This is a genomic window from Planococcus alkaliphilus (assembly GCF_057031095.1).
In genome coordinates this window covers 729,224-755,113 of sequence record NZ_CM168060.1, presented here as the reverse complement: position 1 = coordinate 755,113, position 25,890 = coordinate 729,224, and the positions used below count along the sequence as shown (strand labels likewise).

Genomic DNA, 25,890 nt, shown 5'->3' with positions numbered 1-25,890 from the left:
CGCAGATAAAATTCTCGTAGAGTTCGACTTGTAATGGATGATATACTATACTTCGGTAAAATTTCTTAGAAAAGGAGAGGTGGTCAAAATCTTATGCGCCCCTTTCATTTCAATGGCAGCCGGATTTTAAAAACCGGGATCGCCATTTTTTTAACGGCCATCATTTGCGAATGGTTCGGCTGGCCGCCTGTCTTTGCGGTCATTACAGCGATTGTGACAATCGAGCCGACCGTCAGCGATTCCATTAAAAAAGGACTTGTCCGATTCCCTGCTTCGGCGATCGGTTCCGCTTTTGCGGTTCTGTTCATCACCTTGTTCGGGAATTCTCCGATTACGTATGCGCTCGCTGCCGTTGCAACGATTTTGGTCTGTTCCAGACTGAAGCTGCATGACGGCTTGCTCGTAGCTACATTGACAGCCGTCGCGATGATTGAAGTCATCCATGACCATGTCTTGATCGCCTTCTTTATTCGCCTCGGTACCACGACGATCGGGCTGCTGGTTTCCACGGCTGTGAATATGCTCATTTTCCCGCCGAACTACCAGCGGGACATTCTAAAAAGCATCCAGCGCATCAGTGCACATGCCGGAAGAATGCTCGAACACACTTTCCATACGACTCTTTTTGAAGGCGATGCGAATCTTCCGGAAGACAAAGAGCTGGTGAAGCGGCTGACTACGGAAATCCAAAAGACCGAAAAGCTGATTCATTTTCAGCGGGACGATTTCAGTTTGTACGCAAAAGTCCGAAACCGGCAAACGGAACTTCAGATGGCGGAACGGCAATTGCTGTTTTTACATAACCTCGAATTCCATTTGGACGCGCTGCTTCGGATCCCGTCGGACCATTTAAAGTGGACGCCGGCGGAGCGGAACATCATTATGCATGCCGTGGCAGAACTTGCGGACGACTTGCAGAATTCCACGAGCTACAATCACGAAAAGCATCAGCAGCAGTTAAAAATCATTACCGATTTCTTCTGGGACGACAGCAAAAGCGCTTCGACAAGCGATACGCTCCACCCTACCCTGTTTCCGCCGGAGTTCAAGATCCTGTATGAGCTCATCATGATTTACGATCTGGTGGACAAGTTTTTCAATCCGGGTACGACGAAGGCAGCGGCAGAAGCGGAATGAAAAATAAGAATCGGCCGCACTGGTAATTTCCGGTACGGCCGTTTTCTATTATCCACATGTGTATTTGAACAATTCCTTCAATTCAGCTAAACTATTTAAATATTCGTGACGATACAAAGGAGGTCCCGCAATGGATCCGTTATTTATACTTGAAAATCTACATAAAGCGAAGCCTGCCTTCCAGCCGATTGTGAGTGCCGAGAAGCACAAGGTCATCGGCTACGAAGTGCTCGGCCGGTTTGAAGACGATGGCACTTGGATAAGCCTGGGCGATTTCTTTCATGATCCGGATGTTCCGGATGAATTTAAAATTGAAGTCGATCAAGATCTTCTGCAAAAAGCGGTAACGGAGATGCTTGGGACGGACAACTCCGGTCTCCTCTTCATCAACCGGAACGCCAAGCAGCTGCTGGTCAACGGCGGAGAAGATTTCTTGCATACGTTGCGGCAGCTCGAAGAAAGGGGATTTTCGATGGAACGGATTGTGCTGGAAATCACAGAGCACGATTTTGAAGAGGATTTCGATGTCTTGAACCACTTGCTTCTCTACTATAAAACGTACGGCATCAAAATCGCCGTCGATCACGTCGGGGCCAAAAGCTCCAACATCGACCGCATCCGCCAATTGAAGCCGCATATCTTCAAAATCGATACGGGGCTGATCCGCAACAACAATCCTGCCGTTTTTCAAGACATCATTTATTCGCTGACGGTTTTGGCGCGCCGGATCGGGTCGGTGTTCCTGTATGAAACTATCGAAGACAGCCACCAGCTGCAATTTGCCTGGAAAAACGGCGGACGCTTTTACCAAGGATTTTATTTAGCGAAACCGGATTTTGAGTTGGCCGATTCCTTGGCCATCGACACGCGGGCGCATATACAGGAATTCGTCAAACGTGAGAAATCGCTCATCGAAGCCCGGCTGACGTTTTCGTCCCTCTGCGAAGCCAAAGTGAAAAAGGCGATTCCGGAGTGGCATGGAGAACCTGAAGCCGACCGCTTTATCGAGAATATCACTGCGCCTTTCCATGAAGAAAGTTTCCGGATGTACATCTGTGACAGCGAAGGCCAGCAAGTGTCTTCCAATTTCCGAAAACACGAAGAGCGTTGGGAAGTCGAACCTCACCAGAAAGGCTCCCACTGGGCTTTCCGTCCGTATTTCTTAGAGAATACGATGCGCATGCGAACGTTGCACCACGGCATCCTATCCGATACGTATTCGGATATCGAAACCGGCGAAATGATCCGCACCTTCAGCTATCCGCTGCCGGACCAGTATTTCCTATTCGTCGATATCAGCCCTTCTTATATCAACGATAAAGACTATTTACTGTTTCAATAAATGACAAAAGCCATTCCGTCAGGTCATCAAGACCGCTTGTGGAATGGCTTTTTGATGTCCAAACAGATAAAGTGATTTCACCATGACAGACTGCTATACTCCTTATTATGCAAACTTGCCATATAAGGAAGGAAGTTAGATAGATGAAATTAAGTGTATTGGACCAAGCACCTGTCACAGCAGGAAATACAGCAGAAGCAGCGATGAAAAAAGCGGTGGAACTCGCGGTTCTCGCCGACGAGTTAGGCTACACGCGCATGTGGATGGCGGAACACCACGGCTCGGGTGCGTTTTCAAGCTCCGCCCCTGAAGTCACGGCCGCTTACTTAAGCGCGAAAACGGAACGGATCCGCATCGGCACAGGCGGCGTCATGATGATGCATTATTCGCCTTTAAAACTGGCGGAAGTCTTTAAAACATTGAGCGCACTCGCGCCAGGCCGCATCGATTTTGGGGTCGGACGCGCACCGGGCGGCGACCATAGTTCGATCTATGCCTTGTCCCAAGGACGCCGGGCCATGACCGATGATATGTACGGGAAATTCGACACGGCGCTGAAACTGATCAACGACGAAGTGCCGGAAAGCAGCATCTACAATAAAACCATCGCTTCCCCGACGCATATCCAGCTGCCGGAAGCGTGGCTGCTGGGTTCAAGCGGCAATAGCGCATACGAAGCAGGAAGAATGGGCGTCGGCTATTCGTTTGCCCAGTTCTTCACCGGCGGCATGACGAAAGACATTTTGGATTCGTACCGGGCGAATTTCGTCCCTTCCGCTTTCATGGAAAAACCGGAAATCTCCGTTTCGTATTTAGTGACAACCGCTGAAACCGCAGAAGAAGCGGAATACGAAGCCTTGCCGCAGGACATTTCGCGCTTGATGTTAATGAAAGGGCGCATCATGCCGCTCATGACACCGGAAGAAGCGCAGAATTCGGCACTCACGGAAATGGACCGCATGCAAATCCAGGCGAGCCGCAGCATCCATTTAGTCGGCTCCGCAAAAGACGTCGCGGACCAATTGCAGCAAGAACAGCAGCAATACGGCTTTGAAGAAGCGATGATCTGCAGCATCCCGCATTCGCAGGAAAAGCGCTTGGATGCTTACCGGTTGCTGGCGAAGCATTTACTTTAATAAAACAGACAAAAGCCGTATCCCTCAAAGGATACGGCTTTTTATTAAAATGATACCACATCCGCTTCAGCAGTAGCCAGTATCCCTTTTAGCCGGCGAAGATTGATGACCGGACCTAAAAAGCTCGCGCCAAGAAGTGCTGCCAAAGAGACGTTGATCCATGCCGTGCCCCAGCCCCAAGTAGAAAAGACAAGGTACAAAGCCGGCACGATGATCAACAGGGTGCTCATCGGAAACAAGACATCCGTTTTCACCGCAAGGCCCGACCACCGTTTCACATTTTCCGTGTCTTTCGATTGCAGCATGGAAAGCATCGACAAAGCCAAAATCGCAATCGCCATAAACATGATTACTGCACCCGTAATATGGAGAAACAACACAATATTGTAAAGCATCGTTTTTTCCTCTTCTCCAGTTAAGTCGTCTGTAAAAGGATTTCAAACTGCTGACAATAAACGCTGCGATTCTTCTCTTCCTGGTCTACTTCCCTCCTTTTTTCGTAATCCGCGCCAAGGTGCAATTATTTTCGTAACCAGTATACGCCTCGTCGTTTTGAAAATCTATAGTTATCTGAATATTTTGATATTATTTTGATTTAGATGATATGATGAAGTGGAAGTACAACAATAAAATCCTCCGGAAGGCGGCGATGCAAATGTTTGAAGAAATGTGCTCACGGTTTGTTATCGGCATTATGACGGTCGCTGCCATCGTTTCGACTTCTCTCTTGCTGCAAGCCACGGGCAACGCCTATCTTCAGTTTATTGTTTTTCTCCTGGCATTCTACCGTCCTGCCCCTTTGGATTTGCAGCTCCTATTTCCGAAAGTACGGCATTAAAGTGCGCCGAATCTTTTTCTTCACCGGCACTGCGCGCTGGCTTCTGCCTATAGCTGGACTCACCTTGCTCGTCCTGGCATTTTCCATCAGCGGCTACTGGCTAATGCTGCTTGGGCTCGTGTCCGTCTCACCAGCCACAGTGGAAATCACGCTCACACTGCAACCGCTCCCCGGCGGGTTCTGGTATCTGGCAGCGAACGGTTTCATCATCGCGGTCATCGCACCGATTGCAGAAGAATTCGTTTTCCGCGGCGTGCTCATGCACCGACTCGTTGCATCGCTCGGCTTATGGAAAGGCGTCGGCTTATCCAGCCTCATTTTCAGCGCGTTCCACATCAATATCTTCGGTGCCTTCCTATTTGCAGTAGCGGCTTCCCTCCTGTATTTAAAAACTGGCACACTGCTGGTGCCGATTCTGCTCCACCTGTTCAACAACGTCCTCTCTGTTTTCCAATACGTCGTCGACCCTTCTTTTCCAGAATGGCTGGTGGTGACGAGCGTAAACGACTTGAATACAAAAGCTGTGCCAAACCTTATTACGCTAATTATCAGCTCGGCGCTGCTGCTTCTCTTTATCCTTTGGCTCGCTCGGGATTTGAATAAAAGCAGGAAGCGTTTAATGGATAAAAAAACACCCGCAATCAGGAGATTGTGGGTGTTCCTATGTAAAATATTAAAATAGCTTTGATTCAGACGTTTCATCCAGTTTCCGAATCTCCGAACGCGAAATCAAATACACATCGCCGAAGATATCGATTCTGTCTCCTTCAACCCGAATGCCGCAGTCCTTATTCGACGCGTAAACGTTCATTTCTTCGGATAAACGGGAAAGCTCTTTTTGAACCATGTCCATATTATTTTCGAGATCAAAATGGGACAGGACTGAAAAATCGCCAAGACCCACGCCATCGTAAACGGAGCTCTCCTCTACTTCGAATCCAAAATTTCTTGAGCAAAGCCATTTCGCTGACATATTAATCGCACCAGCGCTCGCTCCGAGCACAACAGCCTCGCTTTTCCGGATCGCATCCGCTAGTTCATAGTCTGCCAAAAAGCGGTTTTGTTCAAGTGTATCGCCGCCCAACAAGAAAATGACGGAAGCATTCTGAAGCAAAGTATGAGCCTCATCCACCGGCACTTGAGAGTGGACCCGATGATATTCTTCAAATCGGATCCCTTCATGAACTAGCCACGAAAGTTCCGCAGCTCCGTCTTCCTCATCAAGCCAAGGATTTCCGCTGATCATCACAAGCGACTTCCTGTCCGTAATATCCTTCTGTATCCACTTCCCGAGTTGTTCTGGGAAGAATTGAGTGAACCATCCTAAATAATAATGTGTTTTCATATTGCCCCCCTTTCTTTCTATGAACTTCGAATTCATTTAAATAAAGCAATGTAAATAGCCATCAAATATTTTACGCATCACTTTAGGCGTGTTTTCTATGTAGATATTCATTTGTTCCGCATTTGATTCGAATTTCTCGTCATTGCTTTCTTCAGTTGGAAAATCAGAGATTCCTTTGATGATGATGCACTCGACATCATTCTTCTTGCAGATATAAGCAATTGCACCCGATTCGGTGTCCGCTATGGTGATGCCGTGTTCGATCAGTTCCAAATAATCTTTCCACATCACGACCGCTTTATCCGCGGTGCCGATTGTTCCGGTATAAAAATCATTTCCATACTCAGACAAATCAATATCGACGATAAAAGATGGTTTAATAAAAGGTTCTATTTCTTTTACTGTACAATCATACTGAACCGCTTGATTCGGCACAATAATATCCAAACTGTTAAACTGATCATCTATTCCAGCACAAGTTCCAGCAACGATGACTTTGGTTAAATTGAATTTAGAAATCATGTACTGCGTACCGCCAACACCATTCACCTTTCTTACACCCGTCCTGTAAAAAACTAGTTCAGCCCCGTTTACAGTCCTCTTGAAATACTCCCCGTATGGATAATTAAAACGTTCATTATCCTTTACATTAAAGTATTCCAATGTCGCTTCATATTCCCATTTCGTCGCTATGCTTATTCCGATCATTGACTTATTTACCTCGCTTCATAAAGAATGCCCGATTAATTCTTTCAATTTTTAAAGAGCGACAAAACTAGCTCTTCTGGATCTTCCCCAACTCATCCAGCAGCGCTGTACGTTTCGGATACATGAACTTCAGTTCTTCAATCAGCCCAGCCGCAGCTTCAGCTCCCAGCGCCTGTTGGTAATCTTTGATTTTTTGGCAGGCACTCCAATAAGCTTTACGGTTGGAAGCCCGTTCAATCGAGCGGTAAATATAAGCCGTATAGATTTCATTCACCTCATGCGGATAATCGGCGAGCAGGTGCGGATACAGATTTTCGATTGCAGAGACATTCGTCCGGCAATAATCCAGAAGCTCCTCCAGCCTCTTTTCCTCAATCAGAATTTCGAGATACAAAGGCAGACTCCGCGGACTTTTTTTCATCTCGGCAAGGAGCGCTTCCAACTTCTCCGGCCACTTCTCTGGATCCACCAAACTTTTCAATTTAATGTAATACGATTCTTCTCCTTGAAGTGCGAATTCAAAGCTGAGGTCGATCATGTCCGCCGTTCTGCCCAAACCTTCGTATGCTGCAAAGCGAATCTTTTTCCATTCGTGCAGAAGCCCGGCTAGGTTCGTGTCCAGTTGTTCTGATTCGCTGCACAACCGGATCACTTTCTCAAATTCATTGGCATACAGCGCCTGCAATGACTGTGCTTTTCGAACGGCTGGAAAGTGCCGGTACTTCGTGTAGAATGCTTCGACCAACTCCTGTTTGCCCTGTTGCTGCAAAATCGCCAGCTGGTACATAAGGAACCTCTCTTCCATGTAGCGGTACGTCTTGTTTTGCATCTCATTGCTGGCAATGATCTCAGAAATGAAATTGTATAGCTTCTCGGTGAAGTCGCCTCTTTCATTCCATTGCAGAACCGCTTCTACGAGATCGCTCGCCGCGTCCGTTATGTCCTGTTCGAGTGAAAACAGGACATGCGGATAAAGCAGTTCAAGCATCGTATCCACAGTTGCTCCATCCACTTCTTCCGGCCAGTGCTCCATTGTTTCATCAATATTCGCTAAGCTTTCATAAACCGCTGCACTGATGTCACCCGATGAATCATCTGCAAATTGCAGCATTTTCGTACATTCCTGGATGACGATCAAACTGAGGCGGATGATCCTTTCAGCATCATCCGGCAAGCCCAATCCGTCCACGTATTCAAGGACTTCCGAAGCGCCTTCGAGAGCCTGATCCGTCCGATCCCATTCGATAAATCCCCTGCGGCTTGCGCGATCAGCTGATTTCCGTATCAACCGGCGCGCCTTTTCTTCGTCCATGCCATCAGGGCTCGCAAACTTCTCTGTCAAATAAAGTCTGGCGGATGGCTGCTTCTCCATCAGTTCTTCCAGAATTTCAAGCAGCTCCGCTTTTTTCAGCCCTTTTAATTGCGTCCGTATATCCACTTCAGCTGGACCGCTTTCTTTTTTATGTGAACAGATTGCCAGGCAGACCGCCACTTCATGCTTGCACAGTGAATCGGATTCAAAGGGACACGTACAGTAAGAGCCCACAATCGTCCCGTCTTTCTTCAAATGAATCGATACTTCGTAATCCCGTGTCCCCGCCACAAGTGCATGCCAGCGATTCGGTGCATCTTCCGTCAATTGCTCGACGAAATCCTGTTTAAAATAATCTAGGCCACGCTGATAAAGCTTTGCGGGCACCATCGTTTTCAAATTATTTAAATTCATGAGAATCCCCCCTGGGTTGATTATAACCTGCGCAGTATTCAGGTTGAATAGCCCTTTATTCAAAACATTTTTTATTTTATGGTGCATAGTTTTCTGCAGCTTAGGGAATAACATACAGAACTTATAATCAGTGTTCTTTAACTAATGAGAATAGCCAGTGAATCGGAGGAATACTTAAGATGACGAAAAAACAAATTACAGTCGGCGATGTGGATTTGAAATGGGATTTGGAGACAGCGGAAGTATTATTCGATGGCGGAGATGTCGTGTTCTTTTGGATTTCAGCCATGGAAACCTTCTTTGACTCCATCCGGGAAATAGCAGGGACGGAAGCAACAAAACTCGTGTTGGAAACGACCGGTTTCCGCCAAGGCGTCGTCGTTGGCGAAGGGTTTTTGCACATGAAAAATATCAACACGTCCAATGTAGTCGAATGGTTGGCCAATACATATGCTTCCGCCGGATGGGGGAAAGCCAAAATTGTGAAGATAGACGAAGAAACGAAACATTTCACCCTTCATCTACAGGATGACTGGGAATTTAAAATGAACCAGCAAAAACAGAAAGGCCTCGATGGCATATTTGTTCCTGCCCACTATGCCGGCGTATTCACCGGCCTTTTCGGCACGAACTTCTGGTATAAAACCGTCCAATATCAGAATGAAGAAAATGCCTACAGCATCGTTGAATACTATCCTTCCGACATCACCGTGCAATCGAACATCCACGAAATGTCCAGAAGACAGGAAGCTTTAAAGATTCAAGAACTCGAGCGAATGGTCGATGAGAAAACGAAGATGCTGCAGAATTTGGTGAAAGAAATTTCGTCGCCGATCATCCCGGTATTGGAAAATATCGTGGTCGTGCCGATGATCGGCAACTACGATGAAGACCGTTCGGAAGATTTGATCCTTAACACTTTGAGTGAATTGCCGAAACACCGGGCGCATTATCTCTTGCTTGATCTGACCGGCCTGCACAAACACATTTCTGAACACACTGCCCGGCTGATCGATAAACTCGGCGCTTCTGCCCGCCTGCTCGGCATCGAAACGATATTGGTCGGCGTGTCGCCGGAACTTGCGATGGTGATTTCCCAATCCGGCAACGACTTAAAAAACTTCGAATGCCTGAAAAGCCTGCAGCACGGAATCTATTATGCGCTCGGCAAAAGCGGACGAACCATTTCATAAGATATGCCTTCATTCCAAAATAAAGGTGCTGTTCTGCAAAAGCGGGGGTAACATTTTCTTAAATCAAAGAATTCACATATGGTTGGAAATCTCTATTCCCGTAGACTTTCTAAATTCCATGATATAATTGAGAGAATAAGTAAAGGGGTGGTAACCATGAATTCAAACTCACGTTTAGAACGTCAAAAGAAAATTCGCTTTGCAGTTGGAATGGCTGCTATTGATGGTGGAGAACCCACTGTCTTTACGCAAAACTTATTAAAGCAATATGAAAACGGTGAAGTTTCAGAAAGCCAATTCAAAAAAGCCATAATCGACAAATATACCAAGGTCTCTCAATAATTTTATGGATCCTTACGTTTATCCACAATCCACTACATTAATAAATAAACTCGGTATTCAAAATGAGCAGGAATTGGTAACTATCGAAGCTCAATTATTGATCGCTGGAATTGTAGATATACAATCTATTACAGCTAAAATTAACTTCCGTGATTTCACAAGTATCCAAACAATTCATCACTATCTTTTTCAAGAACTTTATGTGTGGGCTGGAGAGTTTCGTACTATAGATATTTACAAAAGTGAACGCTTTTTAAATGGTTTATCAATCGCTTATAGTACCAAGAATATAATCCAAACTGAATTGGCTAATATTTTCCATTGGATAAATACTATCGAGTGGACGTCGACCAATACTCAATTAGCCAATCATTTCACAAAACTTATGACTGACCTTTGGCGAATCCATCCTTTTAGAGAAGGAAATACTCGTACGGTTTCAATCTTCATGAAATTATTTGCAGATGATAACAGCATTGAATTTAATGAACAATTACTTTCTCAAAATGCAGGATATTTAAGAAATGCGTTAGTGCTGGCTGCAGTTGAAGAAGCCTCAGAACCTGAACACTTAAAACGCATCATTACCGATGCTTTAGGGCTCTCTATAACTCATCAATCGATTTCTGATGACTTGAGTCAAGAAAAATATCAATCAATCCGCGATTATGATGTATCAAACTATGAAGAAAAACCTTTTACTACAAATCCAGATATGGACAAAATCGATTAATCATTCTTATCCAAATCGCCCCGCTTTCAGTAACTGAAAGCGGGACGATTTTTCATTTCAATCAAGCGGATCATTTCGGTCGAGAGCCGCTAATGATGCAAGTAGAAAATAGGATTCGTATTTACAGTAATGAGGTTTTGAACTATGATAGGACGAATAGTTTAATTGAAGGAGTGGCAACGTGAACAAATCCGTAACGAAACAAATGGGCGAAGTGCTTGAAGTATTTAACAGCCTACCGAATTGCACGATTGAACAGCAAGAGGACGGCCGATTTTTGATTGCCAGCAGCAAACCGGTGCCTTGGAATGATTCCCTTGAAAAGAAGGACCGGGATTCCCTGTATAAAATTGGGTACATCACGCCCCATAAAGCAGCCCTTGGCCTCTATATCGATTTCCCGCACGATTACTTGGACGCGGACCGGGTAGAAGATATCGTCAACCCTGAACGTACATTGATGTACTACGCGCCAGGCGTTAAAGCGCCGACCGTGAAAAGCTGGTGGCGATTCCGGTCAAATGAACAGTTCGACAGCATCCATTTGGTTCTGCGCAAAATCGAACTGGACCTGTACGACTTTAAGCGGGAAGACTGGATCGAGTTGATGAAAGAGATCACGGAAGTTCATCAGTGAATAGTGGTTTACTTTAGATAAGGAAATAAGCCAAGGAAAAAACCTCCCCAAGCTTGGGGAGGTTTTTCTATATGGTTGATCTAGAGAGAGTTAAATAAAAAGCTTTCACCCCTTCACACCCTTCTTCAACCACTTCGCCGTCAACGTACCAGCCTCTAACATCTCTTCCGGTGTTCCTTCAAACAAGACTTCGCCGCCCCTTTTCCCGCCGCCTGGGCCCATTTCGATGACCCAATCGCTCGCAGCGATAAAGTTCAGGTTGTGTTCAATGAGGATGACCGAATTTCCTTTGTCGACGAGTCCTTGGAAAACATCTAGTAGAAGCGCATTATCCTTTGTGTGCAGACCGAGTGACGGCTCATCCAGCAAATAGATCTGTCCTTCTTTTTTCAAGTGGCTGGCGAGTTTGAGGCGTTGCACTTCGCCCCCGCTGAGTGAACTGGTCGTCTGTCCGAGTGTCAGGTAGCCTAAGCCAACGTCTTTTAGCGTATCCACTTTCTTGATGATTTTCGGCATTTTCAAATACTGATTGGTTTCTTCGATCGACAACTCTAATATTTCCACGATATTTTTTCCTAAGTAACGATGCGACAAGGCTTCATCGGAATACCGCGTTCCTTTGCAGGCTTCACAGGTGACCGTCACGGGATCCGCAAATGCCACGTCTGGCGTAGTGACGCCTTTTCCTCCGCAGACCGGACAAGCACCGAGCGAATTAAAGCTGAACAAGCCCACCGGCTGTCCGGTTTCTTTTGCCAGAATCGACCGGATGTCATCCATGATGCCCATGTACGTTGCAAGTGTCGAACGGCTGGACGTGCCGATGCTGCCTTGATTCACCGCGATGGTTTCAGGGTAGTTGTCCGCAAATGCGCCGAACAGCAGCGAACTTTTGCCGGAACCGGAAACCCCGCATACCGAAACCAGCACGTTTTTCGGAATTTCCACGCTGACATCCTTCAAGTTATTGGCCGAGGTATTTTTGATGGAGAAGTGCCCGTCCGCCTTTCGCGGATTTTTGTTGATGATGACTTTATGATCCAAATCGGTGATGGCGGAAGCTTTTTTCAAGCCGTCCTGCGCCCCTTGATAAACCACTTCGCCGCCGCCCACGCCCGCTTTCGGACCAAGTTCGATGATTTCATCCGCCGTTTTAATGACCGCCAAATTATGTTCGATCACGACAACCGTATTGTAATTGTCCCGTAAATCTTCCAGCATATGCGTCAGCATATCAATCTCTTCCGAATGAAGCCCGGCACTCGGTTCATCGAAAATATACGTGATGTTGTTCAAGCTGCTACCGAGGTGGCGGGCAATTTTTACGCGCTGCGCTTCCCCGCCAGACAACGTCCCCATTTTCCGTGAAAGGCTCAAATAGCCCAAACCGAGATCCACCAGCTGTTTGACACCCGGATAGGCTTGTTCGGCAATCGATGTGCCGACCGGATCTTTTATGTTTTCTAGTTCCCCGAGCAGTTCCGTCAGTTCCAGCCGTGCATAATCCGCGATGTTGAGGTCATTGATTTTGGATTCCAGCACTTTCGGATTTAACCCTGAACCTTCACAAGTCGGGCATGGCGTATGGGAAGTCACTGCGAGCACATCATCCTGGGAAACGTTTTTCAGCTTCGTGAGATCCCGGTTGATGTACAAACGAATAAACCGGGGCAGAATGCCGTCCCATTCGATGTTTCGGCTCCCCACTTTGTAGTAGTATCTGCTAAATGCCTGTTCGCCTTCCTTTGGGCCATAGACGAGCAGATTGTATTGATCTTCCGGGTAATCTTTGATAGGAAGATTCGGGTCAAACAAGCCGCCGTCCACCATCCACCGGCCTTGCCAGCCGGGAGGGGCAAGCGGCTTGAATCTCACCGCGCGCTCCCGCAGCGATTTTGAGTGGTCAATAAGTTTATGGACATCCGGCGCCACGATTTCACCGAATCCGTTGCATTCCGGGCATTTCCCGAACGAACTGTCACTTGAAAACTCAGTCGCTGAGCCGATCGACGGGCTGCCAATCCGTGAGAACAGGAGCCGGACGAGCGGATCGATGTCTGTATACGTACCCACCGTCGAACGCGAATTGCCCCGGACCGGTTTCTGTTCCACCACGACCACCGGACTTAAATTCTGCATCAAATCCGCTTCTGGCCGCTCATACCGCGGCATTTGGTGCCGGACATAAAGCGGATAATTCAACGTCATCTGCCGTCTGCTTTCCGTCGCCAGCGTATCAAAGACGACCGAGCTTTTCCCTGAACCGGACAGCCCGGTAAACACATTTATCTTTTCTTTCGGGATATTTAAATCGATATTTTTTAAATTATTTTCACGGAGCCCCCGCAAAATGATTTCATCTCTTTTATCTGGCATTTGGACAGCCTCCTTTTAAATTCGACCAAGATATTTCCCTGCTAATTTAAAGGATTCCCTATTTTGGGGAGGGTTACACAAATAGGTATGAAAAAATCCGCTCTTCAGTTGAATGGGCGGTTAAGCGGGAAGATTGGATTAAATTGACAAGATAGGTCACGGAAGTTCATCAATGATTATTAATCACCTCAAAGATGAAAATAAGACCTGCCTCTCGAAAACAGATGGCAGGTCTTATTCATTTTTTAACTTAATGATAAAAATCTTTTAGAATTCAGCTTTTTCTAGAACAATATTTTCAATAAAACTCAATGACAATTTCCTCATCTTCATCGACTCTTAAGAAAGATTTCAAAACTTCCGCTGTTCTTTTATCTGCCTCCGTCAAAAATCCTTGGTCGATTTTCTCTTCTTCAAATTTCATTTTCTCTTCGTTAATATCTTCAATAATTTCCTGAGTAGGAGGGTCTGAGAAGATATTTCCTTTTACATCTTCTATCTTCATGTTCTCGGTCTGCACAACATTATCGAGAATTCTTGCTTTTGGAACTCTGACTGTCACTCGGTTTGCCTCTTCATCGTCTATTATTTCTACTTTCGATAGATCGGATCCGGCTTTCAAATATCCCTTATACTCTATAAGCTTTATCGTCTCTGCAAAGCGAATATCAGTTAGTGGAATTTTCTTGTCATCCCGGTTTACCATTGCTTTACTATACTCATACTCTAGCGTAGCTAATTCTGATATTTCTACAATTCTCTCTTGTAGCAAGGATGTATGAGAGCTTTGGCTAGCATTGCTTCCAATTGGCTTAAATTGAAGTAAAAAAATTAAACCAACTATTACGATGAGTAACATTGAAATAATAACTCCGACTAATCTTTTTTTCATCTGTATGTGCTCCTCACATATTATTACACTTGATAGGGCAGTAAATTAATCTGTATCTCTGCTTTTAATACGAATGAATGTATTAAATTAATTTATCTCGTAAAATTTCTTGACGTTTGGAAGTGCCAGTCTTTAAATATAAAGCTTAGGAAGTATGGTCCCTAGAAGATATTCTTAAACACTTTGCTCAAACAAACACTTTCTTAGCAGTCTTCCCAATTATCCCCGTTCCTATTCCGTCGACTGTCCCCCCGATAATTCCCCCAGCTATAGGTATTGCTTTACCTAAATTCACTACACCTTTTTGCCCGAACCTAGTTACCAGTCTAAAACCGACTTTTTTATTTATTGCTTTAATGACTTCACCAGGTATTCTCAGGACGGCTTGTTTAGCGAAGGCATTTCCTGCTTGGATGCCAGTCTTTTTTAATATATCCGAAGCTGATTTTCCTGTTAGACATACAAAAACGAAAGTTTTAACTTGATCGTCTTTTAAGTCATAACCTTTCATATGTGCAATAGCTGCAATCATTCGAACTTGTACATACATTACAGAAGCAATATTTGCGGGTAATGTAACAGGCAGAACAATTATCCCGCCTAACCCCGTAAGAAAGCCACTAGTGGCTGCTTTTGTATTTTGCCACCGAATTAAGCTGTCGATAGCTTGATCAGCAGTATCATGTTTCGATAAAAAATTCTCGGCCATTTCATAAGCTGAATCCGTTCCTGGAATACCATCTAATGATTTTTCATATGCCCAATCCAACATTTTTTCTATCTTACCTATGGAAACTTCATTTGCAGCCACACTATTCCTCCTAAATAAAACTAAGTTTATTGAATTTTAGTTTAACAGGTGTTCAAGAAAATAACCCCTTATTTTTTAATAAAAGGATAAAAAAGTAAGGAATGACAGAAAAAATTGAGCGGAGCATATTTGTTCCTAAATTAATTAATCTCATATCAAAGTTTCTACTCAAAGGTTAATTCGATTAGTCTTAAATTAATCATCTCATTCTCTAATTCGAAATTATGATTTACTTTGTTATTAGTTCTGTTCATAAAAAAAGAAGCGCCTAGTCTAACCGAGCACTTCCTTACAAATTATGATTTTGGTTCTGCATATTCTGTATACCAAACAAGTTGAAAATCCTTAAAACTCCTCATGCGTCGCCGGATCCATCCCAAACAATCTGCCATCCGGCCGCGTCATTCCGGCAATCGCCTTCATTTCCTCTTCGCTTAACTCAAAATCAAAAATATTGATGTTTTCCCGCTGCCGTTCTGGAGAAGTAGAGCGCGGAATCGAAACCGAGCCGATCTGGTATTGCCAGCGCAGTACCACTTGCGCAATCGTTTTATGGTGGGTTTCGGCAATCTTTTGAACCGTTTCCTCCGACATGATATCGGCTGCTCTTGCAATCGGGCTCCAGGACTGCGTTTGAATCCCGAGCTGTTCATGCACACGCCGCTGTTCTTCCTGATTAAAGAACGGATGCAGTTCCACCTGATTGATGCTCGGCGTAACGCCCGTCTCTTTGATAATGCGCTCCAAATGTTCCGGCAAGAAATTGCTGACGCCGATCGAGCGGACCAGTCCCCACTTCTGCGCATCAATCAATGCTTGCCACGCTTCTACATAAAGATCTTGCTTCGGAAGCGGCCAATGAATGACGTAAAGATCAAAGTAATCGAGATTCGAACGGTACAGCGATTCCTGAATCGCTACCATTGCTTTGTCGTAATTATGATAACGCCCCGGCAGCTTCGAAGTGATCCATAGCTCTTCGCGAGAAATGCCGCTGCGCTTGATGCCTTCCCCGACGGCTCCCTCGTTCTCATAATTATAAGCCGTATCGATCAGCCGATAACCGGCGTTGATTCCGCTGCTCACCGCATTCGCTCCGGCATTGCCCCAAAGTCCATATGTACCGAGCCCCGTCACCGGCAATTTCGTTCCATCATTCAATGTCACTTCTGGTATCGCTTTTTCCATTCACTTTCACTCCTCTCAAGTATAGTTCAAGAGTACTCTTAAGGAGGTGTGAACTCAAATTATTCAGACTTTATGATTTAATCTATAAGAATGAAGTTAAAAAATGATTTTAAAAGGAGAAAACAGAGCTACTTAAAATGTTAGAAAGTTCGTATAGAAAGAGATAAACTTTTTTCACATGGAGAAGATTAAAAATAGTACCTATCAGTGATGATTGCAATCACCTTCTCCACGGTCTAACTACCTCCTCAATTTCAGCCTTTAAACCAAGGATTAATTTACTGACCTCTTTCACTTGGCTATTGCCCCCTTCCTTCTCAACCTGAAAGCAGGATCGGCTCGGTGGCGGATCCGTTAAGAGAAATACATCCACCAAACCTTTCGCGTGAAAATCCCTGGCGATTGAAACGGGAACGATGGCCCACATCCCATCCTCTTCCAAAAAGTCTCCCAACATTTTGGCTGTATCTATTTGGATAAATGTATTGCTTGTCGGTCCCCAATGTTTTTCGTGCCAGATTTGGTAGTTCATCCCCCAATTGATAAACAGTTGTTGCTTTGGGTTCAACGAACTATTGTCCATTTCATATTGGGTTAGACTTGGATTCTTTTTCTGGATCAAGACCATCTGTTCCTCGAACAGCTTTTGAACTTTGACGTTTTTCAAAATCCGGTCCTGCAAGGAAAATCCGATATCGATGTTTCGCTGGTCGATCAAATAGTAAATTTCATTAGATTGATGTGTACGAATAGCCAACCGAATATCGGGCACCCGATGCACGATTGCTGAATAAATATCTTTTAATACGTAGTTGTGGACACTGTCTACTGCACCGATGCTAATGGTCGCTTCTGCGCTGCCGGCTTTTAAATTCCTCGTTTCTGAATACAAAGTTTCAAACCTCTCGGCAATCTGGTAAAAACGTTCCCCTTCGTTTGTCAAAGTCACGCTTTTGACGCCCTTCTCCCGGTTCAATAACGTCACATTGTATTCTTTCTCAATCGAATGAAGCCGTTGGCTGATGGTTGATTGCGATACATATAAATGCTCGGCCGCTTTCGATAAACTGCCCAACCTAATAATCGCGAGAAACGATTCAATTTGGCTGTAATTCATGCTTCCCACCTCATATATCTGTTTTCCTTATATTTAATACTAATAAATTTAATTTTACACTATTTATTTGAACTCCTATACTTAAAACAGAAAGTTATTTCTTAATTTTCTTACAAAGGGGGAGGCTTTATGAAATGGTGGTTGAATTTGCCGTTATATACGCAAATCGCAATCGGAGGAGTAATCGGTATCATCGTCGGGTTTTTATTAGGGGAAAACGCAAAGTACTTAGAACCCGTTGGAACGTTGTTTATCAACCTTTTGAAAATGTTGATCATCCCGCTTGTCGTAACTTCAGTTCTTGCGGGAATTTTGAAAATGAAAGATGCTAAATCAGTTGGAAAAATCGGGGGAGGATTTTTGCTGTATTTAGTTCTTACAAGTTTCATCGCTACATCATTCGGAGTCATCGTGGCACTTATTTTACAACCAGGAAAAGGGCTTCAATCTTTACTGGACCACGGGGAAACTGTAGAAGCGGCAGAATTCAGTTTTGTCGAGCATTTCATGACGTGGATTCCGACGAATATCTTCCAGTCCCTCGCGAATATGGACATGCTGCCAATTATCCTTTTCACCGTTTTCATTGGATTGGTCATGATTACTTTGGGAGAGAACAGCGTCCCTACCGTTACAAAGTTTGTAAATGAGAGCGCTAACATCATGCTCAAACTGACAAGTTACGTAATTTTGCTTGCTCCGTACGGCATATTCGCCTTGCTTGCGAGTTTGGTTGGAACGTTCGGATCGGAAATGCTTTCTGCTGTTATCAAATTTGTTATAGCGGATTACATCGCATTGATTTTGGTCCTTTTAATCGTTTATCCGATTATCCTTAAAGTCACAACAGGCTTGAACCCAGTTCAGTTTTATAAAAACATCTATCCATCCATGCTTTTTGCTTTTACTACCTCAACGAGTACCGCGACCATTCCGGTCTCGATGCAGGTATCTAAAAATAATTTAGGAATCAGCCAAAAAACGTCCGGCTTTACTATTCCTTTTGGAGCCACTGCCAATATGGACGGCTTTGCAGTAGCCATTGGAGTTATTTCCGTGTTTGCAGCCAATTTGTACAACATTCCGATCACAATTGGCATGATTCTGCAATTCGTTTTATTGGGTCTTGTCTTATCTATCGGAGCGGCTGGTGTACGAGGTGCAGGAATTGTTATGTCGATCGTTCTTCTTGAAGCGCTAGGCATGCCGTTATTGATCATCCCGATCCTGGCAGCGATTTGGCCGGTCATCGATATGGGGCATACCACTCTTAATATTGCAGGAGATTTGACTGGAACTACCGTTGTCGCTAAGAAAAATGCTGATTTAAATGAAGCTGTTTTTAATTCTACCAACAATCCAAAAATCGATACATCAAGTGAAGAAGTATTCTAAGAAAAGCATTGAAAGGTCGTGTGTCGTATGTCAGAACGCAATACAGAATTTTTCCCGCAGGAGCTCCAGGATCAGTTAAACGATCGCTTTTATTTTTTGAAGCAAGATGTATATGGCAATGACCGTATTTTTTTTGAAAACGCAGGCGGCTCCTTGCGTTTAAAGGCGGCAGTTGATGCTCAAGCCAAGTACTCAGCATTTCCAGATTGCCCAGAACGCAATCATGACGTGGCTTTAGATATTCGCAACGTCATTGCACAAGGAACGGAAGACATCCGCTTGTTCCTGAATGCTAAAGACGGGGCGATCGCTTCATCGCTTACTGCTTCGAAAATCATGTTTGAAATCATCACTGCAGTCGCTGCTTCAAAATCCGGCGGAAATATTGTCACGACAGCAATTGAACACCCATCATCCTTCGATGCCTGCCAATTTGCTTCAGAACAGTATAATCATGAACTGCGCGTCGCAGCAGCGGACCCGGCTTCCGGAAGCATACCGCTTTTGAATATCCTTGAGTTGATTGACGAAAAGACGGTGTTAGTATCGGTTATTCTAACGTCAAACATCACAGGAGCGATGCATGATATTAAAGAATACGCAAAAGCCATCAAAGAAAAAAATCCTAATACAGTCATTGTCGTAGATGCGGTTCAAGGGGCACCTCATGGAGTGATCGACGTCGATGATTGGAAAATTGATGCGTTGAACATAGCGCCATATAAAATGTTCGGCAACCGCGGAGTCGGCTATGCTTACCTTTCAGATCGCATCGCTTCCCTGCCCCATCATCGCTTGCTTGCAACAGATGTGGATAATTGGAATGTCGGCAGCCCGACCCCTGCTCATTTCGCAGGATTTACCGAAATCATTCATTACATTTGCCGCATCGGCAGCTACTTCAATGAATCAACGGATCGCCGCACTTTAATCGTCGAAGGGATGAAACGCATTCACCTGCAAGAACAAGCGATCCTTCATCGTTTTATTCACGGCTCTGCGAATGCAATGGGCATCAAAGATATGCCTGCAGTCACCATCCATTTCGAAGAAGCAAATGGGACCCATCAAGATTTAATCTTAGCGCTGACTTTCGAAAACATGTCGTGTGCCGAGGCCGTTCAGAAATACGGCGAGCACAATATCCTGGTCTATGCCCGAGAATCCAGCAGCCATTACTCCAAAAGGATTTTGGAAGCGGTCGAGCTTAAAGAAATTGTAAGAGTGTCACCGATCCATTGCCATTCGAAAGAAGATGTGGATGCGTTTTTAAAAACGACTCAAGAAATCGTACTTGCAGCTAACGTACATTCCTAATGCTAAAAGGCTTTCTCTTCAACATCTTGTGATGCTGTGGAGAAAGCTTTTTGCTTTTCTTTAAAATGATTTGAATTATATTGTACAAGCGGAGATCCGCAGGAACCGAATTAAATCAGCCGGCGTCCGGCAATCGACCGCGCGGCGTGGATGCCGCTCGTTGCAGCACCAATTGTGCCGCCGCCCGGAAACACATGATCACCGCAGAGGTAGAGATTCGGCAGCCCGGAGTGGTGGGAAACGGAATTGAAGAGGGAGGCATCCAATGTTTGTGGAAATCCGCCGACAAAGCCGTTCGGCCGTCCGGTGAAACGTTCCCAGCCTTTCGGCGCGCCGGTTTCCATGTGGATGATTGCATCTCGGAAACCGGGAACCACTGCTTCAATAGCTTCCAGCATCCGTTCTGTCAGCATGCTGCGGGTGGCATCGTATTTTTCTTTCGTATTCCAATGCTGCGCTTTGGAATGAGTGGAAATCGTTATCGTCTGCATGTCTTCCGGGGCGCGCAGCCGGTCATCCGGAAGTGATGCTGACATGAAAAAGTGGCCGCCTTCCGACATACTTTCGCCAGTGGAAATTTGGCGGAACGGCGGCAGCGGTTCGCCAAGCTTCGTGGAATCCACTGCAATATACAGCGTCAGCGTCGTCCACATCGGTTTTACGGTCGCTTTGCGAAGCGGTTTTTTCATTTGGTTTAAGTTATCCGGTGCTAGGATTTTCGGCAACTGATGGACCGGGACGTTGAGCACCACATCTTCCGCTTCATATACATTGCCGCGATGATCCCACGCTTGCCACACGCCGCCGTGCCGTTCGAGTTTCTGGACGGTGCGCGGCTTTTTTATGGTGCCGCCGTGCTCCTTGATGCTTTCGGCCATCTCTTCCGCCAGACGGTAAAGTCCGCCCGGCACGTAATAGGCGCCTTCATGGTAGATATCGAGAGCTACTGCTGCAAGCAGATACGAGACGTCTTCGCTGCCGGTTTGCATGCTGTCGATCAGCAAGCCGTCCAGCATGTGACGAAAAGCGGACAGGTGACCCAGTCCATGCTTATGCAGCCGCTGCTCCAAGGTTTGATTGGCAAAGGGCAGAAGCCGCGCATGGCGAGGACGGATAGAGGCGGACAGAAACGCCCATTCCTTAGGAGTTGCAGGCGGCAGAGCAGGAAGCGGTCCCATCAGCGTCCGAACAGTTGAAGCGGTTCGGTAGATTTCTTTATAGAACGCGCGAATATGGTGTTCGTATTTTGGGAATTCATGTACAATGCGATCGACGTGCTGTTTACGGTCTTTCAAAAATACAAATGTTGCATGGGGATGCACCATTTCCATCACTTGGTCGAGCGGTTCGAGCGGCATTGGCTTGTCCAGGAAACGGAATACCCGCTCATGGATGCCACCAGCCTCCAGCCCCATGCCAAGCGTGGCGCCGACCGGAAACAGCAGCTTTTTACGCTTGAACTTGCTCGCGCATCCGCCCAGTTCCGCCGATGCTTCGAGCAGCGTCACCTCCATGCCATGCTTCGCGAGCAGCGAACCCGCCGTCAATCCGCCGATTCCCGCTCCAACAATCAAAACCCGTTTGCCCATGATCCAGCCTCCCTTTTTCTTTCATCATGCCGATAATCAATAAAAATAGCTACTAAAAAACCCGACTGCAAGAGCCGGGCTGCAGAATAACTTTTAACTTCAGCAAATAAAAACTTAAAAATAAACGTGGTCAAGGTAATAAAAAAGCATATGCAATTCCTCATTTCTGGAAATTGCATACGCTTTTCTAGTATTTAATTCCCGTTGCTATTCTTGCCTTCGCAATCTCTAACCCCTTCTAAACCATTTCTTCAGCCTTCGCTTCAAAGGCAGTTTCAGCGGTTCAATTTTCACATCGCGTGCCCGAATCACCGTTTCCGTCATCGGGGAGTCGAACAATGTATGAAGCTCAAAGCCGTCTTCAGTTTTGTAAATTTCATCATACAGCCACCAGACACCTTTGAAATTAGCCGGAATATTTGAATAGCTGACCCCTTCAAAAGTGAAACGGACGTCGGTGAAATAATGGAATCCTCCACTGCAGTCGACCGTCAAGACAAGTTGATCTTCAACCGGTCTTTCAACTGATAGAACGACCGCATCGTGCAGACCATTCTCCATCAGCTCTACTGCTGTTGGTGGGAGTTCCGCTTTAATAGACTCGAAATGCAGCCTCTCCCGTTCACTCAGTTCTTTCATCCGCTGCTCGTAATCCCGCTCCCACCGATTGACGAGCATGCGCAGTTCCGTTGTCGGGTATTCAGTCACCAGTGTGCCGTCGTGAATATACGGATGAAAATCCTCCGGCAAGAAGCGCAGCAAACTTCCCCGCATATCTTCCAGGTTGCGCAATTGCATTTCCCGTAAATCATTTCCTTCTTTGCGATGGTATTCCAATTCCTCTTCCCAATCCTCTTCCGAATCGTGCAACGCAAGAAAGCCGGAAACCTGCATTTCATCGTACCAATCTTTTGTAAAGTATCTCATCAGTGGGCCTCCTTGGTGATTCATTTCGCTGGCAGCGATACAATTTCTAAATACCTTTCAAGAATAAAGTAATTATGTATATAGTACCCTATTTACATATTTTGAGATATATAAGAAAAAAGTCCTTGTATAAGCTATAATTGTATTTAACATTAAATCAATCTGGAGGGCGTCTACATATGGTTAAAAACATCTTCAAAAACCTTTTTTCCAACAAAACTGCTTCCGAACCACCAATTACTCATCCAGACATTCAGCAGCAAAAGATCTACCTTTTCGAATCAAATCAATATGAGCTCGAGCAAATTATTGAATCCCCTGATTTGCAGGGTAAAGCTCCAGGATATGTTTACTTTGTACAAGAATACATGAATGGCTCTTTCAAAATCGGCAAGACGAGAAACCTTGAAAAAAGAATGAATATATTCGGCGTGAAGTTACCTTTTGAAAACAAGCTTATTTTCCTCATAAAAACCGGCAACCATCATCAAACAGAAGTTGCTTTCCATAAACATTTCACTGATAAAAGGCTTGAAGGAGAATGGTTTGCATTAACCAAAGAGGACCTTGCCTGGATTAAAGCTGGAAAATACACTGAAGAAATTAACCAATCCATCCTCCCGATTAAAGAAAAGAAAAAAACAGCGCCCAAAACTGAAAATGAGAATAAAGAAGACAAATTGTTAACAGCCAAGCAAGTGGAATTCGCGAAAACTTTGCTTACAAAGCTAGAAAACGAATATGAACTTGCTACAGATCTAACTGCTTTGACTCAAAAAGACTTAAACCGTTTAAGCGGATATTTCAGATTTAAAAATAAAGGCGCTTTGACTAATTTGGTTGCTGCTGGTGTTTTGAGAGAGAAGTAAAACAATTTCATTTATATTTCCAAAAAAGAACCTTGAGAGTATCAAGGTTCTTTTAACATCTATATTAAGCATTTAATTTATATTGTTCTATATCCCCATACATGCCATTCTCGGCTGTTACGTCATTCAATTATGTTTTGCTTATATTAAAATGCGCATATGCACGCCGCGTCCGCACCCAGATGAATTCGAATTTCACGATGCCGCTTGATCGCTATATGGAAATCGCTACTTATTTTGATGTGCTGCAGATTTTTTTAAACGAACGAAATCCGCCAACTGTTGACGAAAGATAAGCTGTCTCACCACTATCAATCTCCCAAAGCTAATGTAAAGTCGTTTTATATAAACAATTCCAAAGAAAAAAGACACAGCAACTTAATTACAGTGTCTTTGGTGTATTTTGATTTTTGATTTTCCGCTTGCCAGAGCCGGGCTGCAGAATGTTTACAATGGATGTGTTTACGAAGGTAATCTCCAAAGCACAACAGAAAGATTACATTTCCAGCTGTTTTCAGATCGTCACTGTGTCGAAACATGCATGAACAATAAATTTTACTGAAAAAATAAGAAAGCCGTATCCATTGAGGTTATCGGATACGGCTAATTCTTCATATAATTCTAGTCAGTAGACTGAATCCCATTTGAGAAAGGGACGCGTTTTTTATTCACCTGCTGCAGAAATCTTATAAATCTTACCGCCATCAGTGGCTGCAATAAGCGCGCCATCCTCCGTTACAAGAATATCACGGAAACGTTCGCCTTCGTCAGTCAGTAGACGTTCTTCTCCAACGATGGTGTCCCCTTCAATAACGACTCGTGCAATATAGCTCGACACTAACCCACCGATGAACAGGTTGTTCTCCCATTCAGGAATTGCGTCGTTATCATAGAATGAACTGCCGCTTGGCGCACTTGTTGGATCCCAATAATATCTTGGTTCAATAAAACCTTGCGCCTCGTGTTCTGAAATACCATCATTGATCAATTCACCAGTATACTCGATGCCATAAGAAACAATCGGCCATCCATAGTTATTGCCTGGTTCAACAATATTCAGTTCATCCCCGGCTTGTGGACCGAATTCGACAATCCATAAGTCTCCTGTTTCAGGATGGAAGTCTATCCCTTGAATATTGCGGTGACCGTAGCTGTAAATGCCATCCAGTGCGTCTTCATCTTCGATAAATGGATTCGTATCCACTGGTTCCCCGTCTTGTGTAATGTGAATGACTTTCCCCAAGTAAGCATCCAAGTCTTGTGCGCGATCGCGGCTTTCAACATCTGAACGTTCACCCGTTGTTAAGAACAAGTTTCCTTCTTCATCAAAGATAATGCGTCCACCATAATGTAAATCACCATCATAAGCTGGTTCGGCTTGGAAGATCACTTCAAAATTTTCAAGTGAAGCTTCATCTTCTGATAAAACTCCTTTACCGACAGCCGTTAAAGTACCACCTTCAACATCTTGAGAAAACGTCAAAAATACCAATCTTGATTCGTCAAAATCAGGTGCAATGGCCACATCAAGCAAACCGCCCTGACCTCCGTTAGCTACTTTTGGAGTACCTTCGATTGGATCTGAAACAGATCCATCTTCAAGGTTTACAATAAGAAGTTCTGCTTCATCTCTTTGCGTAACAAGCAAGCGGTTTGGTTCAAACTCTTCCATCCCCCAAGACACGCCAAGACCGTCAACAATAACTTCCTCATTAAGTTCTGTTTCAGTCACTACTGCAGGTACTCTCGTTTGTTCTGGAAATGCCGGTTCAAACTCTGTAACTTTTGGTTCAGTTTCTGCAGGTTCTGCATCTGGGCTTTGTTCTGTTGTAGCATCCGAGTCATCCGTTGATTCTTCGGGCGAATCGCCAGTATTTTCTTCTGTCGCAACATTCGGATCTTCAGTGGGTTCTTCGTTTGAAGTATTGTCACTGTTACATGCTGCTAAAGACAATATAAAGATCAGCATTGAAAAGAATAAAAACCTTGACCACGAAATTTTTGTCATCGTTTTTCCTCCTCTTCTCAAAGTATTAAGCTGAATATCTATTAAAGGGCATCCTCTTGAAACCTAGCATCAAAATTGATTAAGACATCCTGTATACTCATTAAAAGTACGAAACCCATTTGAAAATAATGTTATCATAATTATCTGAAAATAAATAACGATATTGCTTTTTTCATGAATTACTAAATTCTTGTAAACGCTTCTTTAGGAGCGGAAAATCTACTGACAATTCCAATTTCCGAAAAAATAATAAAACTCTATCCC

24 protein-coding genes are annotated in these 25,890 nt (G+C 44.6%); 12 read left to right on the top strand and 12 right to left on the bottom strand.

Features of this window, described 5'->3' with window-relative positions; translation table 11 throughout:
- The first annotated feature begins 93 nt into the window (after nt 1–93).
- The 3 genes from AC2EXB_RS03945 to AC2EXB_RS03935 all read left to right on the top strand — a co-directional run bounded on the left by AC2EXB_RS03945 (nt 94) and on the right by AC2EXB_RS03935 (nt 3,615).
- The gene (locus AC2EXB_RS03945; protein WP_483603809.1) at nt 94–1,137 is read left to right on the top strand and encodes an aromatic acid exporter family protein; all 1,044 of its coding nucleotides are present in this window, start codon (nt 94–96) and stop codon (nt 1,135–1,137) included.
- A gap of 130 nt (nt 1,138–1,267) precedes the next feature.
- A complete protein-coding gene (locus tag AC2EXB_RS03940; RefSeq protein ID WP_483603807.1) occupies nt 1,268–2,479 on the top strand; it encodes an EAL domain-containing protein in 1,212 nt (403 codons plus the stop codon).
- A gap of 143 nt (nt 2,480–2,622) precedes the next feature.
- The gene (locus AC2EXB_RS03935) at nt 2,623–3,615 is read left to right on the top strand and encodes an MsnO8 family LLM class oxidoreductase (RefSeq protein WP_483603805.1); all 993 of its coding nucleotides are present in this window, start codon (nt 2,623–2,625) and stop codon (nt 3,613–3,615) included.
- Nucleotides 3,616–3,659: 44 nt separating this feature from the next.
- Here AC2EXB_RS03935 and AC2EXB_RS03930 read toward each other — a convergent pair whose 3' ends face one another.
- Nucleotides 3,660–4,010 (bottom strand): hypothetical protein, encoded by a 351-nt coding sequence (locus tag AC2EXB_RS03930; protein WP_483603804.1) that lies wholly within the window; start codon nt 4,008–4,010, stop codon nt 3,660–3,662.
- Nucleotides 4,011–4,270: 260 nt separating this feature from the next.
- On the opposite strand from AC2EXB_RS03930, the gene AC2EXB_RS03925 reads away from it, so the two are divergent.
- Together AC2EXB_RS03925 and AC2EXB_RS03920 are read left to right on the top strand one after the other, a co-directional pair.
- A complete protein-coding gene (locus AC2EXB_RS03925) occupies nt 4,271–4,453 on the top strand; it encodes a hypothetical protein (protein WP_483603802.1) in 183 nt (60 codons plus the stop codon).
- Between the two features lies 1 nt (nt 4,454).
- Nucleotides 4,455–5,135, top strand: coding sequence for a lysostaphin resistance A-like protein (locus tag AC2EXB_RS03920; RefSeq protein WP_483603800.1), 681 nt, complete (start codon nt 4,455–4,457; stop codon nt 5,133–5,135).
- Here the strand turns inward: AC2EXB_RS03920 and AC2EXB_RS03915 are convergent.
- From AC2EXB_RS03915 to AC2EXB_RS03905, 3 genes are all read right to left on the bottom strand, one after another.
- The gene (locus AC2EXB_RS03915) at nt 5,127–5,798 is read right to left on the bottom strand and encodes a Type 1 glutamine amidotransferase-like domain-containing protein (protein WP_483603798.1); all 672 of its coding nucleotides are present in this window, start codon (nt 5,796–5,798) and stop codon (nt 5,127–5,129) included. The genes AC2EXB_RS03920 and AC2EXB_RS03915 overlap by 9 nt on opposite strands.
- Before the next feature lie 36 nt (nt 5,799–5,834).
- A complete protein-coding gene (locus tag AC2EXB_RS03910) occupies nt 5,835–6,506 on the bottom strand; it encodes a 5'-methylthioadenosine/S-adenosylhomocysteine nucleosidase family protein (protein ID WP_483603796.1) in 672 nt (223 codons plus the stop codon).
- 67 nt (nt 6,507–6,573) lie between these two features.
- A complete protein-coding gene (locus AC2EXB_RS03905; RefSeq protein WP_483603794.1) occupies nt 6,574–8,232 on the bottom strand; it encodes an SWIM zinc finger family protein in 1,659 nt (552 codons plus the stop codon).
- A gap of 179 nt (nt 8,233–8,411) precedes the next feature.
- Here AC2EXB_RS03905 and AC2EXB_RS03900 point away from each other — a divergent pair, with 179 nt between their 5' ends.
- The 4 genes from AC2EXB_RS03900 to AC2EXB_RS03885 all read left to right on the top strand — a co-directional run bounded on the left by AC2EXB_RS03900 (nt 8,412) and on the right by AC2EXB_RS03885 (nt 11,137).
- The gene (locus tag AC2EXB_RS03900; protein ID WP_483603792.1) at nt 8,412–9,425 is read left to right on the top strand and encodes an STAS domain-containing protein; all 1,014 of its coding nucleotides are present in this window, start codon (nt 8,412–8,414) and stop codon (nt 9,423–9,425) included.
- 156 nt (nt 9,426–9,581) lie between these two features.
- Entirely contained in the window at nt 9,582–9,767 is a 186-nt protein-coding gene (locus AC2EXB_RS03895) for an antitoxin VbhA family protein (RefSeq protein WP_483603790.1), read from the top strand.
- 4 nt (nt 9,768–9,771) lie between these two features.
- Nucleotides 9,772–10,500 (top strand): Fic/DOC family protein, encoded by a 729-nt coding sequence (locus AC2EXB_RS03890; protein WP_483603788.1) that lies wholly within the window; start codon nt 9,772–9,774, stop codon nt 10,498–10,500.
- A 181-nt stretch (nt 10,501–10,681) separates the two neighbouring features.
- Entirely contained in the window at nt 10,682–11,137 is a 456-nt protein-coding gene (locus AC2EXB_RS03885; RefSeq protein ID WP_483603786.1) for a hypothetical protein, read from the top strand.
- 105 nt (nt 11,138–11,242) lie between these two features.
- Here the strand turns inward: AC2EXB_RS03885 and AC2EXB_RS03880 are convergent, their stop codons facing one another.
- The 5 genes from AC2EXB_RS03880 to AC2EXB_RS03860 form a co-directional block, all read right to left on the bottom strand.
- Nucleotides 11,243–13,513 (bottom strand): ATP-binding cassette domain-containing protein, encoded by a 2,271-nt coding sequence (locus tag AC2EXB_RS03880; RefSeq protein WP_483603784.1) that lies wholly within the window; start codon nt 13,511–13,513, stop codon nt 11,243–11,245.
- 298 nt (nt 13,514–13,811) lie between these two features.
- Nucleotides 13,812–14,405 carry a DUF4230 domain-containing protein gene (locus tag AC2EXB_RS03875; RefSeq protein ID WP_483603782.1) on the bottom strand — a complete coding sequence of 198 codons (594 nt, stop codon included), beginning with the start codon at nt 14,403–14,405 and terminating at the stop codon, nt 13,812–13,814.
- 187 nt (nt 14,406–14,592) lie between these two features.
- The gene (locus AC2EXB_RS03870; RefSeq protein ID WP_235198326.1) at nt 14,593–15,216 is read right to left on the bottom strand and encodes an EcsC family protein; all 624 of its coding nucleotides are present in this window, start codon (nt 15,214–15,216) and stop codon (nt 14,593–14,595) included.
- Nucleotides 15,217–15,561: 345 nt separating this feature from the next.
- Complete coding sequence (locus AC2EXB_RS03865; RefSeq protein ID WP_483603780.1) at nt 15,562–16,404, bottom strand: aldo/keto reductase; 843 nt, start codon at nt 16,402–16,404, stop codon at nt 15,562–15,564.
- Nucleotides 16,405–16,624: 220 nt separating this feature from the next.
- Nucleotides 16,625–17,521: a LysR family transcriptional regulator gene (locus AC2EXB_RS03860; RefSeq protein ID WP_483603778.1), complete on the bottom strand. Its 897-nt coding sequence runs from the start codon at nt 17,519–17,521 to the stop codon at nt 16,625–16,627.
- A 129-nt stretch (nt 17,522–17,650) separates the two neighbouring features.
- Here AC2EXB_RS03860 and AC2EXB_RS03855 point away from each other — a divergent pair, with 129 nt between their 5' ends.
- Nucleotides 17,651–18,916, top strand: coding sequence for a dicarboxylate/amino acid:cation symporter (locus tag AC2EXB_RS03855; RefSeq protein WP_052652815.1), 1,266 nt, complete (start codon nt 17,651–17,653; stop codon nt 18,914–18,916).
- A 27-nt stretch (nt 18,917–18,943) separates the two neighbouring features.
- Nucleotides 18,944–20,233, top strand: a complete 1,290-nt coding sequence (locus AC2EXB_RS03850) for an aminotransferase class V-fold PLP-dependent enzyme (RefSeq protein WP_483603776.1) — start codon at nt 18,944–18,946, stop codon at nt 20,231–20,233.
- Between the two features lie 110 nt (nt 20,234–20,343).
- On the opposite strand, the gene AC2EXB_RS03845 is transcribed toward AC2EXB_RS03850, so the two are convergent.
- Both AC2EXB_RS03845 and AC2EXB_RS03840 read right to left on the bottom strand, forming a co-directional pair.
- Nucleotides 20,344–21,822 carry a phytoene desaturase family protein gene (locus AC2EXB_RS03845; protein WP_483603774.1) on the bottom strand — a complete coding sequence of 493 codons (1,479 nt, stop codon included), beginning with the start codon at nt 21,820–21,822 and terminating at the stop codon, nt 20,344–20,346.
- Nucleotides 21,823–22,050: 228 nt separating this feature from the next.
- Nucleotides 22,051–22,749 (bottom strand): DUF4085 family protein, encoded by a 699-nt coding sequence (locus AC2EXB_RS03840; protein ID WP_483603772.1) that lies wholly within the window; start codon nt 22,747–22,749, stop codon nt 22,051–22,053.
- 179 nt (nt 22,750–22,928) lie between these two features.
- Between AC2EXB_RS03840 and AC2EXB_RS03835 the strand changes: the two genes are divergently transcribed.
- On the top strand, nt 22,929–23,618 hold the full coding sequence (locus tag AC2EXB_RS03835; RefSeq protein WP_483603770.1) for a GIY-YIG nuclease family protein: 690 nt from the start codon (nt 22,929–22,931) through the stop codon (nt 23,616–23,618).
- A 664-nt stretch (nt 23,619–24,282) separates the two neighbouring features.
- On the opposite strand, the gene AC2EXB_RS03830 is transcribed toward AC2EXB_RS03835, so the two are convergent.
- Nucleotides 24,283–25,626, bottom strand: a complete 1,344-nt coding sequence (locus AC2EXB_RS03830) for a PQQ-dependent sugar dehydrogenase (protein WP_483603768.1) — start codon at nt 25,624–25,626, stop codon at nt 24,283–24,285.
- Nucleotides 25,627–25,890: the final 264 nt, after the last annotated feature.